This window comes from Leyella stercorea (genome assembly GCF_019052365.1).
Lineage (GTDB): Bacteria > Bacteroidota > Bacteroidia > Bacteroidales > Bacteroidaceae > Prevotella.
Genome location: NZ_JAHQUY010000022.1, coordinates 14,981 through 30,296, shown reverse-complemented (window position 1 = coordinate 30,296; position 15,316 = coordinate 14,981). Strand labels below are relative to the sequence as shown.

The window sequence follows — 15,316 nt, the reverse complement described above, 5'->3', positions numbered from 1 at the left end:
TAATATAATAATAAGGTGTAAAGCTCAATCGATGCGCCCTTTAAGCCAACCTATTCAGCTTCAAAGACATAAAAAAGTGGAAAATACTTTGCCACTATCCAAATTTTTACTAAATTTGCACCGAAGATGGAGTGTGTAGTGCCAAAAGGGCGTTGCGCACCATACAACGTGCGCTGAAAATAGCGCCGTACTACAATCTAAGAAACCATAATCTAAAGACCTAAGAAGACCGAATAAACAAACTAAAGAAATCGCGCAAAACCGATTATTACTAAAACAGAAATTTTTAATTAACTTAATTCAATAACAATTTATTAACAAACAAAGAAAAGGATTTAGTATGAAAAAAATCTTATCTCTTCTTGCTTTGTTAGTGATGACGCTTACCGCGTTTGCAACCGACTACACAGGACATCGCACCGTTACATTCGGAAGTATGCCCTCCACCGAGTCGGACGATGCAGTTCTTACAATCACTGACAATGGCGACAACACATTTAATGTGACATTTAAGGATGTCATCAATGTTGATGGCAATTACACAGACAACTATGGTACATACACATTCAGCAATGTTGCTGGTACCACAGAGAATGGTGTTACAACTATCGACCTTTCTAACTTGTCAGCATCAGTAGAAAATTGTGCTCTTGGCTTGAAAGAGGCTTCAGATGGCGTTCTTTTTGCTAAGTTCAATGCAGAAAAAGCATACGCTAAATTCTCGGCAAAGATTGGAACTTATTACAAGTCTACTATCTCTGCTGAATTCGGTGTTAACGATTTCGAGTCTACTGGCGGTGGTTCAACTGGCGGCGACGAGAAGCCGGCTGCTTTCGAGAAGGTTGACTTCGTAGGCGATGGCACTAACTTCAACTGGAGCATCCCAGTAGATTGGGATACACAGAAGATCGTTATGTCTATCAGCACAGCTACTTGTACAACTGGCTGCGAGCACATCATCGGCCTCGGTACAGACGGCACATCATGGGCTGGCAACCTCCACATGTATCGCACTTCTGCAGACAAGCAGCTCCAGTGCTACTTCGGTGCAGGTGCAGTCAACACTGGCAAGTTTGATGAGGGCAACCCTATCAAGGTTGAGATCTCTAAGGCTAATGGCTTCATCGTAGACGGCGCAACACGAATCACTGCAGCGCAGCTTGCAGACCTCTTCGCTATGTCAACAGTAGTTATGGGCACTGGTGAGGGCAATAACATCCTCTCACACGCTACATACAACTACGTTAAGGTAGTTGACAAGGACTGGACAGAGCCGACAGAGCCTGAGGTAACTGTAACCTTTGAGAAGCAGTATGCCGACAAGCTCTATTCACTCGCTGACGGTACTCCGAGCGCAATGGGCGACGCTACCGTAACTCTCAAGGAGATGTCTGACAACACTATCAGCATGTCTCTCGCCTTCTCAGAGATGAACGTTGAGTCTACAGACCTCGTAAAGGGTACAGACGAGAAGGATCGCATCACATACACTGGTACAACTAACTTCCAGGGCACAAACTTCGCTGTTAAGGCTCTCCGCTACACAAAGGATGAGGCAGAGAAGCTTTACATGACTCTCATCCCAACTGAAGGAACAACTCTCGCATTCGGTGAGGATCCCGACTACGTAGCTCCGGCTGAGCCTGAGGACGTAACACTCTGGGAGAACTACCAGGCTGACGGCACTGGCTTCTCTAAGACAGCTACTATCAACTGGGACAAGCAGAAGATCGTTGCTTCTATCGACTTCTCTAACGGTGGTAACGACAAGGATATCCTTGCTATGACTACTGGCGATAGCTTCGCTGCATTCCAGACAAGCACATACCGCACAATGCACTGGTACTGCCAGCAGTCTGAAAAGCAGATGTCTGGTTTCTTCGCAAAGGACGGCGCTGGTAACAACAACACCGGTCGCATGGACGTTGCTGATTGCCTCGCTAAGTTCGAAATCTCTAAGGCTGAGGGTCTGAAGGTTAACGGTGAGGTTAAGATGGCTCCTTACGTTCTTGACGAGCTCTTCGCAAGCAACACTATCCTCATCGGTAGCGGTGAGTCTCCTAAGTTCAGCCAGGCATTCTACAAATACATCAAGGTAGTCTCTCTCGACTGGAAAGAGACAACAGAGCCTGAGACTCCGAAGGCAGTTGTTTACAATAACGACCTCACAATCGTTCGCGACGCCGACCACAAGGTTTACGAAAACGCAGAGGTAACAGTTCTCGCTAAGGGCGAGGGCAAGTACGAGGTTACTCTCCCAGAGTTCTCTGATATGGACCTTGCAAACGCTGGCACAGTAGGCAAGATCGTATTCCAGGCTAACGGCGAGGAAGTAGACGGCGTACTGAAGCTTACAGCAGAGAATGCTGCTGGCGTAATTGCTGCCGGCGGAGACTGGTCAAACTATGCTGCCGACGTAACAATGAGCGGCGAGGTAGAAAACGGTCAGCTTGCTGCTAAGTTCACAGTTGTACTCGGTGGCATGTCCGACTACACTTATGAACTCGGCTTCGGCAAGGAAATCTTCATCCCGACAACCGAGACAATCACCGACTGGGCTAACATCAAGTTCGGCGAATCTGATCCGGTTAACATCGAGAATGCAAAGCTCGACATCACAATGGTGTCTGCGTCTACCGCTAAGTTGACATTCAAGGACGTTGTAATCAACGGTAACACTATCGGCGACTTCGCAATCTCTGGCGTACAGGCTTCTTTGAATTCTGAGGACTACACAACCATTCTCACTACTGAAGCAACAAAGGGTACATGGGTACGCGCTACAGAGAACAACGCTCTTGGTGTAATCGTAGGCGCCGAGTCTGACATCCGCAACTTCGAGGGTACTCAGGACGAGGACGCAGGCAAGACTGTTGTTAAGTTCGGTGTATTCTTCGGCTCTGCTTACGGTTGGGCTGACATCGTATTCGGCGAGAAGGTTGAGACTCCAGAGCCACCGGTTGAAGACTACGCTATCAACTTCGACAAGGACGCTAAGCAGAACCACGTTTCACGCTACTCTACATCTGTTTCTCTCCAGCAGACTGGCAAGGATAAGCAGACTATCGAGTTTGGCAAGACAATGAACGGTTATGAGGACCTCACAGACCAGAAGTTCACTGTTGAGGCAGGTTCAGAGGTAACACCTTCTATCGGTTACGTTGGCGAGTGGATGCACGGTTACGTATACATCGACCTCGACAACAACAAGCAGTTCTCATTCAACGCCGACGGCGCTGACCAGACTGGCACAGAGGTAGTATCTTACAGCTACTATAAGGATCAGAACTCTAAGGGCGAGGCTGTAGAAAGCAACTGCAACGTTAACCCGATGCCTGCATTCACAGCTCCTACCACACCGGGTACATACCGCATCCGCTTCAAGGTAGACTGGGATAACATCGACGCAGGTGGTAGCGTAGCTACTGGTAACTCTATCCTCAACAACGGTGGTGGTATCTACGACGCTACTCTCGAGGTTGTAGAGCCGGTTACCGACGGCATCAGCACAATCAACGCTGAGGTTGCTAACGGCGAGGCACAGCTCTTCACTGTTGACGGCGTACAGATTGCTAAGCTCCAGAAGGGTCTGAACATCGTTCGCACCGCTGACGGCAAGGTTAAGAAGGTACTCGTTAAGTAATCTTTTTTAAGACTATAGGGTAGGGCGCACGCCCTTTCCGATAAACAAAAAATCCCGACTCCAGCAACGGAGTCGGGATTTTTTTTGTATTAATATGTCGTAAACATAAGTATTTTAACGTTATTTTTATTGTGTAAACGATAATTATTCCTACCTTTGCATATAAAGTACGACTAAGAACAGACAAATTGTAAGTATTATCCGGCATTCGGATAACCCTATGCTGCATACATACTAAAATATAGAATATTATAGTTCACTTAATTTAATAACAATTTATTAACAAAAAAGAAAGGATTTAGTATGAAGAAAATCTTATCTCTTCTTTCGATGTTGATGGTTACCGTAATGGCATTCGCTACGGACTACACTGATCAGCTTACTTTCAAGCTGACTTTGGGCAGTAGTCCTTATGTGAAGTCTTTGCCAGAAGGTACTCTCACCGTTGAAAAGCGCGTTGACGGCACATACAATGTGACCGCATGTGGCTGCGACTTCAGCACGAATGGTTTTGAAAACTGGGGCGACCTCAGCTGCGACGGAGTAGAAGGCACAACAGACGCTGACGGTTTGACTACTATCGAAGTAAGCAACCCTAATGTTTCTGCCAATGGAACTCTTCCTGCTGGTGGTTTCTCTCTTAAAGGTGAGTCTCTCCTCGTTAAGTTCAACGAGACAAAGGCTTACGCCCTTCTCAAGGGTAAGTTGGCTCTTAACGCTGTTGTAGGCTATGCTTTTGAGTACACCTTCGGTACTGACGAAGGTTTCGGAGGCGGTGGTTCTACCGGCGGTGGCGAGACTGGCGGCGAGACAAAAGAGAAGTACACTGTTAACTTCGACAAGACAGCTTACCACTCACGTAACGACCGTGTCCTCAGCAGCTTCTCTCTCCAGCAGACTGGCAAGGACAAGCAGACTGTAAACGTATTCGCTTCAAAGGCAGCTTACGAGGATCACACATCGTCTGTATTCAATGTAGAGGCAGGCAGCGAGCTGACAGCTTCGTTCAACTACTCAGGTCAGTGGATGAACGGTTATATCTACATCGACCGCGACAACGACGGCGAGTTCTCTTACAAGGAAGGCCAGTGGGATCAGGCAGGCACCGACTTGGTAGCCTACAGCTTCTATACTACACTTGCTAATCCGAAAGTAAACGATGGCAATGGCTACAACTCTACCGGTGCTTCTGTTTCTGGTGACGATCGTAGCAACGTTAATCCTCCTTCATTCACAGCTCCTACAGAGCCGGGTACATACCGCATCCGCTTCAAGATCGACTGGAACTGCATCCTCCCTGGAGGTTCAAACGACATCCTCTCTGACGGTGGTGGCGTTTGGGATGCAACTCTCAATGTTGTAGCTGCAGAGCCAACAGTTAAGGAGGAGAAGAGCTTCACAGACGCTATCTCTATGGTTGCTAACGGTGTGTCTGAACCAGTAGGTCAGGCTAAGGTTACTATCAAGGAGATGACAGACGAGACAATCAGCATGACACTTGCTATTGTTGGTCAGGAAGATGCAGAGTACACAGCTTCTGGTTTCACCAAGACTGTTGACACAGAGAAGAACCGCACTACCTACACTGGCAGTCTCAACGTTGACGGCGATGATTTCGACGTAACTGCTCTTGTTTATACAGACGGCGCAGAGAAGCTCTATATGGTAGCCAAGGGCGCTGAATACAACTACGTAGTCGGTACAAATCCGGACGCTGCTACAGTGGCTTCTGACAAGACATACACAAGCAACCTCCGCATTTACGACGGAGAAGAGCCGGTTGTAGAGGAAACAGAAGCTCAGGTGAACGTCACCAAGTACTCTGACGATACCTACAAGATCACTCTTAAGGACGTATCTCTCCTCAACCAGACATCCGACCTCGTTTTCGTAGGTAAGGCACTCGTTGACGAGACAGCAGCTGCAGACGAGCCACTCACAATCATGGCTAAGTCTGACGGCGCTACAACAAACTTCTTCGGCGAGGAGATGAACGCTTCATTCGAACTCACAGAGGTTTCGGCTGACGAGGTCAAGATGGAGTTCGCTATCGAGAGCGAGAACTTCAGCTATATGGGTCAGTTCAACTACGAGGAAGAAAAGCCAGAGCCAGAGGTTTACACAAGCAACCTCCACATCTACGACGCAGCAGCTCCTGAGACAGACCTCTTCCAGGCTGACAAGGCTAACGTAGAGTTCTTGGCAACTGAAACAGGTGAGTTCACGCTCACTCTTAAGGACGTAACACTCAACGAGAAGACTCAGGACCTCGTATTCACTGGTACACTTCCTACAACAGAACCAGGTGGTCAGGAGCCGCTCGCAGAAGAGGGTGAGGGTGAAGTAACTCCAGATGAGCCAGCAATGGTTCTCAACGCTACTGCTGACGAGGCTACTGCTACATTCCTTGGTGCTGCATCTGCAACAGCCGAGTTCTCTATCTCTTATAACGCAGCCGACGAATTCATGATGACATTCACCATGAAAGCTGGCGAGAAGAACTACGGTGGCGAGTTCAACTACGAGGTTAAGACACCTGCTGCAGAACCGTTCTGCAAGGAGAACTACGTAGCTGACGGCAATGGCTTCGAGTGGGAGATTCCGGTAGATTGGGATACTCAGAAGATCGTTATGTCTATCGACCCGTCTACATGTACTGGCAACTGCGAGGATGTAATCGGTCTCGGCGCTGTTCCGACAGCTTGGGACAACACTCTCCACTTGTATCGCACAAGCGCAGACCAGATGCTCCAGGGCTACTTCCAGACATCTGCTACAAACAACAACACTGGCAAGTTCGCTGAGACAGCTCCGTTCTTGGTAGAGGTTTCTAAGGCTCAGGGCTTCGTTGTAAACGGCGAGGTTAAGATTGCTTCAAGCGCAATGAGCTATCTCTTCACTCTCCCGACCGTTAAGATGGGTACTGGCGAGGGCGCTAACGACAAGTCGCGTGCTACATACAACTACGTTAAGGTTGTTGACAAGGACTGGACGAAGGATCCTGCGACTGGCATCAACGCAACAACAGTTGCTGAGGGTGAGTTCGAGGTATTCTCTGTTGACGGTGTTAAGCTCGCTAAGCTCCAGAAGGGTCTGAACATCGTTCGCTCTGCTGACGGCAAGGTTAAGAAGGTACTCGTTAAGTAACATTTTAGGGGGTGCACTCAGGGGGTGCACTTGTCTCAAGTGCACCAACCGAGCAAACGTTGCACCAACCGAGATAACATTGCACCAACCGAGCTAACGTTGCACCATCCAAGCAAACGGTGCACCAACCAATAAATTCATAAGAGGGCATGGCATTCCGCCATGCCCTCTTTGCGTATATACCATTGTAGGAGGCTCTCAGGGGGTGCACTTGTCTCAAGTGCACCAACCGAGCAAAAAATGTCAACTGTTTTGTTGGTGCAGCTGAGACAGCTGCACCCCCTGATGATAGCTTTGTTGGCTTGGTTGGTGCAGCTGAGACAGCTGCACCCCCCCCCCCCCCTTGAAGATGGCACTTCACCCCCTGAGGATGGCACTGCACCCCTTAAGTTGCTCCTTTTGAAATATTTGCAACAAGGTTGCATAATCTTTTTCCGAACTTTGTTAGCGATTATTTTTCTCTTAGTAATTAACAACAAACAAAATATGCTTAGAAGATTATCCTATTACTTATTATCAGCAGTCTTCGTGGCGGGCATTGCCGCTTGCGGAGGCCAGTCGCACGACCATCTCGACCACGATTATGACCACGACCACGCCGAGGAAACCGAGCATCACGACCACGCTGCCGAAGAAGCAGAACACGGCGGCGAGGCAAAGGGCGCCCACACCGACGAGATAATACTCTCTGTGGAGAAAGCCCGTGCAGCCGGTGTGAAGGTAGAGGAAGTGAAGCCAGGCACCTTCCACGGCGTTATACACACCAGTGGCAAGGTGATGTCAGCCTCGTGCGACGAGACCACTGTCGTTGCAACCATCAGCGGACGCGTGCAGTACAAGAACCACGTGAGCGAAGGCTTGAAGGTGTCTGCCGGCACCACGCTCTTCTCAATCACCTCAGCCGGCATGCAGACCGCAGAGGGCGACCCCGTGCAGCGTGCTCGCATCGACTACGAGCGTGCAGAGCGCGACTACACACGTGCCAAGATACTCATCAAGGACAAGATAATAAGCGAGAAGGACCTCGCCGTGGCAAAAGCCGAATACGAAGCAGCCAAGCTAACCTATAACGGCATGAAGCGCACACGCAGCGAGGGTGGAGTAGTGGTTACGGCGCCGCGCGGCGGCTACGTCAAGCAGTGTCTCGTCAACGGCGGCGACTACGTAGAAGCCGGTCAGCCGCTCGCCATCATCACTCAGAACAAGCACCTCTATCTGCGTGCCGAGATACCCGAGCGCCGCTTCAACGAGCTTAACCGCATACGCGGCGCCAAGTTCCGCACAAGCTACAGCAAGCGTCTCTACGACATCGCCGAGATGGGCGGACGCATACAGTCTTACGGACGTTCGGCAGAGGTTAACAACTCCTACCTGCCCGTCATCTTCGAGTTCAACAACACCGGCGACGTCGTTCAGGGCTCTTACGCCGAGATATACCTCATAACCCAAGACCGCCCGAACGTCATCACGCTGCCCCTCACCGCCCTTACCGAGGAGCAGGGCATCCACTTCGTCTACGTGCAGATAGACGCCGAAGGCTACCGCAAGCAGGAGGTGACGCTCGGCGAGAGCGACGGCGAGCGTGTAGAGATACTCACCGGTGTTAAGCAGGGCGACCGTGTCGTAACAAAGGGCGCCGTGCAAGTACGATTGGCTTCGGCTGCAAACGCCATCCCGGCGCATAACCATAATCATTAATAAGCTATGCTGAACAAGATAATACGCTTCTCGCTTGAGAACAGAATACTCGTGTTGGTGGCGTCGGTGCTGCTCGTCATTGGCGGCCTTTACTCCACCAGCCAGACCGATGTGGACGTGTTCCCCGACCTCAATGCCCCCACCGTAGTCATCATGACCGAAGCCGGCGGCATGGCTACCGAGGAAGTGGAGCAGCTCGTCACGTTCCCTATAGAAACCGCCGTCAACGGCAGCACCGGTGTGCGCCGCGTGCGTTCGCAGTCTACCAACGGCTTCTCCGTTGTGTGGGTTGAGTTCGACTGGGGCACCGACATCTACCTCGCCCGCCAGATAGTGAGCGAGAAACTCGCCGCAGTAGGCGAGCAGATGCCCGCCGGAGTGAGCGCTCCGGTGCTCGGTCCGCAGTCGTCGATACTCGGCGAAGTGCTCATCGTGAGCCTCACCAGCAAGCATACCTCACAGCAAGACCTGCGCACGTACGCCGACTGGGTGATACGTCCGCGTCTGCTCTCCACCGGCGGCGTGGCTCAGGTGAGCGTCCACGGTGGCGACATCAAGGAGTATCAGATACTCGTCAGCCCCGGTCGCATGAAGCACTTCGGCGTGTCGCTCACCGACATCATGGCATGCACCCGCGGCATGAACACCAACACCAATGGTGGCGTGCAGTACAAGTACGGCAACGAGTACATCATCCGCGGCATCACCTCCACTAACGACGTCGAGAAGCTCGGCACGTGCATCGTGAAGAAGAACGGCGAGAGCGTAGTCACCCTTGCCGACGTAGCCGACATAAAGATAGGCAACCAGTCGCCGAAACTCGGCGTAGCCAGCGAGCGCGCCCAGTCAGCCGTGCTCCTCACCGTTACGAAGCAGCCCAATACGAGCACCATCGACCTCACCAAGCATCTCGACCTCGCACTCGCCGACCTCAAGCAGACCCTGCCCGCCGACGTGCATATCTCTACCGACATCTTCCGCCAGTCCGACTTCATCGAGAGCAGTATCGACAATGTGCAGAAGTCGCTCATCGAGGGCGCCATCTTCGTGGTTATCATCCTTATGATATTCCTCGCCAACGTGCGCACCACGGTCATCTCGCTCGTCACGATACCAATCTCGTTCCTCGTGGCGATGATAGTGCTCAACGCCCTCGGCATAAGCATCAACACCATGACCCTCGGCGGACTTGCCATAGCCATCGGCTCGCTCGTAGACGACGCCATCGTCGACGTAGAGAACGTCTACAAGCACATACGCCAGAACCGTGCGTTGCCCGAGGCAGAGCGTGTGCCTATCATCGAACTCGTGTTCAACGCTTCGCGAGAGGTGCGCATGCCTATCCTCAACTCCACGCTGATTATCGTGGTGAGCTTTGCGCCGCTGTTCTTCCTCAGCGGCATGGAAGGCCGCATGCTCATACCCCTTGGCATAGCCTTCGTCACAGCCCTCTTCGCCTCAACCCTCGTAGCCCTTACGCTCACCCCCGTGCTCTGCAGCTACCTGCTCGGCAAGAGCAAGGGCGAGATGCCGAAGGAAGCCTTCGTAGCCGTATGGCTTAAGAAGTATTACGAGCGCGCCCTGCTGTGGGTGCTCGCCAACACCCGCAAGGTCATCGTCGGCACCGCAGCGTTGTTCGTTGTCGCCGTGGGCGTGTTCTTCTGCTTAGGCAGCAGCTTCCTGCCCAAGTTCAACGAAGGCTCGTTCACCATCAATATCTCCTCGCTGCCCGGCATCTCGCTCGAAGAAAGCGACTCCATCGGCGCACGTGCCGAGCGACTGTTGCTGCAGGTGCCCGAGATAAAGACCGTGGCACGCAAGACCGGTCGTGCGGAGCTCGACGAACACGCCCTCGGTGTGAACGTGAGCGAGATAGAAGCCCCGTTCGAGCTTAAGGACCGCAGCCACGAGGACGTGCTCAACGACGTGCGCAAGCGCCTCTCCGTTCTCGCCGGAGCCAACATAGAGATAGGTCAGCCCATCTCCCACCGCATCGACGCCATGCTCTCGGGCACACAAGCCAGCATAGCCATCAAGCTCTTCGGCACCGACCTCAACCGCATGTTCACCATCGGCAATCAGATAAAGAACGCCTGCCAGGACATCAAGGGCATAGCCGACCTCAACGTGGAGCAGCAGATAGAGCGCCCCGAACTGAAGATTGTGCCGCGTCGTGAACTGCTCGTGCGCAACGGCATCACGCTGCCCGAGTTCAACGAGTTCCTCGCCGTGAACCTCGCCGGCGAGACCGTCTCGCAGGTGTACGAAGCCGGCAGAGCCTTCAACCTCGTGGTGAAAGCCGCCGACTACGACGAGATAAGCAACCTCATCATCGACACGCAGGACGGACGCAAGGTGCCTCTGTGCGACGTTGCCGACATCATATCGAGCGCCGGACCCAACACCATCAACCGCGAGAACGTGCAGCGCAAGATAGTCATCTCCGCCAACACCAGCGGCAGAGCCTTGAGCGACGTAGTAGCCGACATCAAGCAGGCAGTAGGCGAGAACGTGCAGCTGCCCGAAGGCTACCACGTAGAGTACGGCGGACAGTTTGAGAGTCAGGAGAGCGCCAGCCGCGTGCTCTACCTTACCTGCATGCTCGCCATCGTCATCATCTTCTTCCTGCTCTTCATGCAGTTCCGCAACGCCCTTGAAGCCGGCGTCATACTGCTCAACCTCCCGCTGGCACTCATCGGCGGCATCTTCGCCATCGTGCTCACCACCGGCGAGGTAAGCATACCCGCCGTCATCGGTTTCATCTCGCTCTTCGGCATCGCCACGCGCAACGGCATGCTGCTCATCACCGAGTACAAGCGTCTGCGCACCGAGGAAGGCAAGAGCGTGCGCGAAGCCATCGTCGAAGGCTCGCTCTCGCGTCTTAACCCGATACTCATGACAGCCCTCACCTCAGCCCTCGCCCTCGTGCCGCTCGCCCTCGGCGGCGACCTGCCCGGCAACGAGATACAGTCGCCGATGGCGAAGGTGATACTCGGCGGACTCATCAGTTCTACATTACTCAACGCATTCATAGTACCGATAATATATGAGAAGATATCTAATCGCCACAGCCGTGGCACTCAGCGCGTGTAGCGCCGCCCTCGCCGACACCGTTGGCGACGTGCTCAAGCAGATAGCTGCTAACAACCTCACCCTGCAGTCGGCAGCGCACGACATGCGCGCCGATGTGCTCGACATAAAAGCCACGAACACCCTCGGCGGTCCGTCGGTAGAGTACAGCCCGTTCTTCACCAAGGGCTACTCCGGCGTTGCCGAGAGCGAACTTGTGGTGAGCCAGGAGATTGACTTCCCTACGAAGTATGCCGCCCGCAGCAAGCAGGCGCAGATGCAGCAGACCGTAGGCGACCAGCTGCTCGTAAAGCAGCGCCGCGACATACTGCTGCAGGCACAGCTCGTCTGCATCGACGTGATACGCCTCAACCAGAGTCTCGCCATGCTGCGCGAGCGCCTTGCCAACAGCGAGACGCTGCTGCAGATGTACGAGAAGCGCATGGAGGCAGGCGACGCCAACGCCCTTGAGCTGAACAAGGTGAAGATCGACTGCATGGAGGTGCGCACCCTCGTTGGCGAGGCAGAAGGCGAGCGCACCGCCCTGCTGCAGCAGCTGCAGCAGCTCAACGGCGGCAAGCCCATCGACGTATCCTCAACCGAGCTGCCCCACTACGAGCCGATAGTCGACTTCGAGCAGTATCGCGCCCTCGCCGTAGCGTCGGATGCCGACGTGGCAGTGGCGCAGACCGCCCTGCGCGCCGCCGACATGAACCTTAAGGTGCAGAAGAGCGAGTGGCTGCCCAGCATCTCCTTCGGCTACCGCCGCAATACCGAGCAGCGCGAAGCCATCAACGGCTTCATGATAGGCGTGAGTTTCCCGCTCTACAGCAACAGCAGCAACGTAAAGGCGGCACGCGAGCGCCGTCAGAGTGCCGAGCTGCAGGTGCAGCAGGCGCAGCACGACGCCGAAGCCTCACTGCGCACCAGCTACGAGCAGTTGCAGGGCTTGCAGCAGGTGATAGACCACAGCGACGTTAAGCTGCTGCAGGAGTCGCTTTCGCTCTTCAGGAAGGCGCTGCAGCAGGGCGAGATAACCGCCCTTGTCTACTACGTAGAGATAAACAGCATCTACGAAAAGCTGCAGCGACACATCGACCTGCACAGCCAGAGCGTGAAGCTACTGGCGGAGCTGCACCGGAATGAGTTGTGAGTTTTGAATTTAGAGTGTTGCGGTCGGCGTACGCCATTTTGTCCAAACCAGAGTTTATAAAGGAAAACGTTTGCTGATACAGAAAAAATCGTTATATTTGCAAGAGTATGACTCAAGGTACATGACCTGATGATTATTTGCTAAACAAAACTATCTTTTAAAAACTAATATTACTATGTTCAGATACAGCAAAGGCTTTATCCTCCCAGTGTTGGCTGCTACGATGATGACAGCCCCCATGAGCGCCGAGAATGTCAGCGTGTCAACCCCGAAGACATCTCTCGCCCTCGACATTACAAAAGGCGAGACCCTGAAGTTCCTTTATTACGGCGACCGCCTCAACGCCGCCGACGTGGCACAGCTGCAGTCGGCAGGCACCTTCGGCAAGGACGCCTATCCCGTGTACGGACTGAGCGCTGAGGCTCAGGCTGCCCTCTCCGTCCAGCACGCCGACGGCAACCTCACGCTCGACATGAGCGTTGAAGGCTTCGAGCAGGTGGCTGAGGCTAACGCCAAGGTGCTGAAGGTGCAGCTCAAAGACCGCGTCTACCCGTTCTACGTCACCGTCTGCTACCGCGCGTACAACGACGTTGACATCATCGAAATGTGGACAGAGATAAAGAACGGCGAGAAGCAGACCGTAACGCTCAAGCAGTTCGACTCGGCTTACATGCCGATACGCCGCGGCGACGTCTGGATGTCGCACTTCTACGGAGCGTGGGCCAACGAGGCGCAGCTCTCAGAGGAGCCGCTCAAGCCCGGCACCTTCGTCATAGAGAATCGCGACGGCGTGCGCAACGCACAGACCTCGCGCGGCGAAGTGATGTTCTCGCTCGACGGTAAGGCGCAGGAGAACTCAGGACGCGTCATCGGCGCCGCCATCTGCTACACCGGCAACTACAAGCTGCGCGCCGTGACCGACGAGTCGGAGTATCACCAGTTCTTCGCCGGCATCGACGACTACAACTCGGAGTATCATCTGAAGAAAAACGAGACTTTCGTGACGCCCGTCACAGCGTTCTCGTACAGCAAGGAGGGACTCAGCGGAGTGAGCCGCAACTTCCACCGCTGGGGCCGCAAGTACAAACTCGCAAACGCCGACCGCGAGCGCAAGATTCTGCTCAACTCGTGGGAGGGTGTCTACCTTAACATCAACGAGAAGGACATGGCGCAGATGATGGCAGACATCAAGTCGATGGGCGGCGAACTGTTCGTGATGGACGACGGATGGTTCGGCGAGAAGTATCCGCGCAAGACCGACAACAGCGCTCTCGGCGACTGGAAGGTGGACCACGAGAAGCTGCCTAACGGCATAGAAGGCTTGCTCGACGAGGCTAAGAAGCAGGGCGTGAAGTTCGGTATATGGATAGAGCCGGAGATGTCGAACACCAAGAGCGAGCTCTACGACAAGCACCCCGACTGGGTTATCAAGGCTCCGAAGCGCGAACTGCGCACCGGACGTGGCGGCACGCAGGTGGTGCTCGACCTTGCCAACCCGAAGGTGCAGGACTTTGTGTTCTCCGTCGTAGACGACCTCATGACGAAGTATCCCGAAATCGACTACATAAAGTGGGACGCTAACATGCACATCTCCAACCACGGCTCGCAGTATCTCACAGCTGACAACCAGAGCCACCTCTACATCGACTATCACCGCGGACTGGAGAAGGCTCTGCAGCGCATCCGCGCCAAGTATCCCGACCTCACCATTCAGGACTGCGCATCGGGTGGCGGACGTGTCAATTGGGGTTACCTGCCTTACTTCGACGAGTTCTGGACAAGCGACAACACCGACGCCCTGCAGCGCGTCTACATGCAGTGGGGCACATCCTACTTCTTCCCTGCAATAGCTATGGCTGCGCACATCTCCAACGCGCCTAACCATCAGACAGCGCGCACCGTGCCTCTGAAGTTCCGCACCGACGTGGCTATGTGCGGACGTCTCGGCATGGAGATACAGCCGAAGGTGCTCAGCGATGTCGACAAGGACCAGTGCCGTAAGGCAATCGCCGACTACAAGCGCATCCGTCCTATCGTTCAGTTTGGCGACCTCTACCGTCTGCAGTCGCCGTTCGAGAAGAAGGGCGTGGCTTCGCTGATGTACGTAAGCGATGCTAAGGACAAGGCGGTGTTCTACTGGTTCAAGACCGATGCGTTCTGCAACCAGCATCTGCCGCGTATACCGATGGCAGGTCTCGACCCGCAGAAGCGCTATCGCGTAACCGAGCTTAACCGCATCGACCACTCGCCGCTCTCGTTCGAGGGCAAGACGTTCTCCGGCGAGTATCTCATGCAGAACGGCCTTGAGATTCCGTACGGACACAACGCCGACTGGGGCAAGGCTAACGAGTGGGCAAGCCGCGTACTGCTGCTCGAAGCGCTTTAAAAAGTAAAAGAGTAAAAGAGTAAAAAGGGTAAAAGAGTAAAAAGGTAAAAATCTGCGTTTTTTTTACTTTTTTACCTTTTTACTTCTTTACTTTTAGAAGCAAATATAATACAAGTCACCTCCGCGAAAAATCTCATTCTAGAGATTCGCATTCTCGAAAATGCGCCATTTCATCGGTCGGCGCAACCGAAAAATCATAAAAATTGAGACTTTTCAGTGT

At 53.5% G+C, this 15,316-nt stretch carries 6 protein-coding genes; all 6 read left to right on the top strand.

What is annotated here, in order from left to right; all coding sequences use genetic code 11:
• Positions 1-340 precede the first annotated feature (340 nt).
• The 6 genes from KTQ90_RS05765 to KTQ90_RS05740 all read left to right on the top strand — a co-directional run bounded on the left by KTQ90_RS05765 (position 341) and on the right by KTQ90_RS05740 (position 15,096).
• Positions 341-3,643: a calycin-like domain-containing protein gene (locus KTQ90_RS05765; protein ID WP_217317557.1), complete on the top strand. Its 3,303-nt coding sequence runs from the start codon at positions 341-343 to the stop codon at positions 3,641-3,643.
• 303 nt (positions 3,644-3,946) lie between these two features.
• A complete protein-coding gene (locus tag KTQ90_RS05760; protein WP_217317556.1) occupies positions 3,947-6,790 on the top strand; it encodes a calycin-like domain-containing protein in 2,844 nt (947 codons plus the stop codon).
• Between the two features lie 486 nt (positions 6,791-7,276).
• Positions 7,277-8,488 (top strand): efflux RND transporter periplasmic adaptor subunit, encoded by a 1,212-nt coding sequence (locus KTQ90_RS05755; RefSeq protein WP_254359592.1) that lies wholly within the window; start codon positions 7,277-7,279, stop codon positions 8,486-8,488.
• Between the two features lie 6 nt (positions 8,489-8,494).
• Complete coding sequence (locus tag KTQ90_RS05750) at positions 8,495-11,581, top strand: efflux RND transporter permease subunit (protein ID WP_217317555.1); 3,087 nt, start codon at positions 8,495-8,497, stop codon at positions 11,579-11,581.
• Positions 11,535-12,710: a TolC family protein gene (locus tag KTQ90_RS05745; RefSeq protein WP_217317554.1), complete on the top strand. Its 1,176-nt coding sequence runs from the start codon at positions 11,535-11,537 to the stop codon at positions 12,708-12,710. Before KTQ90_RS05750 ends, KTQ90_RS05745 begins: the two co-directional genes overlap by 47 nt.
• A gap of 175 nt (positions 12,711-12,885) precedes the next feature.
• Positions 12,886-15,096 carry an alpha-galactosidase gene (locus KTQ90_RS05740; protein WP_254359590.1) on the top strand — a complete coding sequence of 737 codons (2,211 nt, stop codon included), beginning with the start codon at positions 12,886-12,888 and terminating at the stop codon, positions 15,094-15,096.
• The last annotated feature ends 220 nt before the right edge of the window (positions 15,097-15,316 follow it).

Bases quoted from the DNA above. Each gene is read 5' to 3' on its own strand.
- KTQ90_RS05740 (WP_254359590.1), top strand. From the start codon at position 12,886: ATGTTCAGATACAGCAAAGGCTTTATCCTCCCAGTGTTGGCTGCTACG.
- KTQ90_RS05765 (WP_217317557.1), top strand. From the start codon at position 341: ATGAAAAAAATCTTATCTCTTCTTGCTTTGTTAGTGATGACGCTTACC.
- KTQ90_RS05750 (WP_217317555.1), top strand. From the start codon at position 8,495: ATGCTGAACAAGATAATACGCTTCTCGCTTGAGAACAGAATACTCGTG.
- KTQ90_RS05760 (WP_217317556.1), top strand. From the start codon at position 3,947: ATGAAGAAAATCTTATCTCTTCTTTCGATGTTGATGGTTACCGTAATG.
- KTQ90_RS05755 (WP_254359592.1), top strand. From the start codon at position 7,277: ATGCTTAGAAGATTATCCTATTACTTATTATCAGCAGTCTTCGTGGCG.
- KTQ90_RS05745 (WP_217317554.1), top strand. From the start codon at position 11,535: ATGAGAAGATATCTAATCGCCACAGCCGTGGCACTCAGCGCGTGTAGC.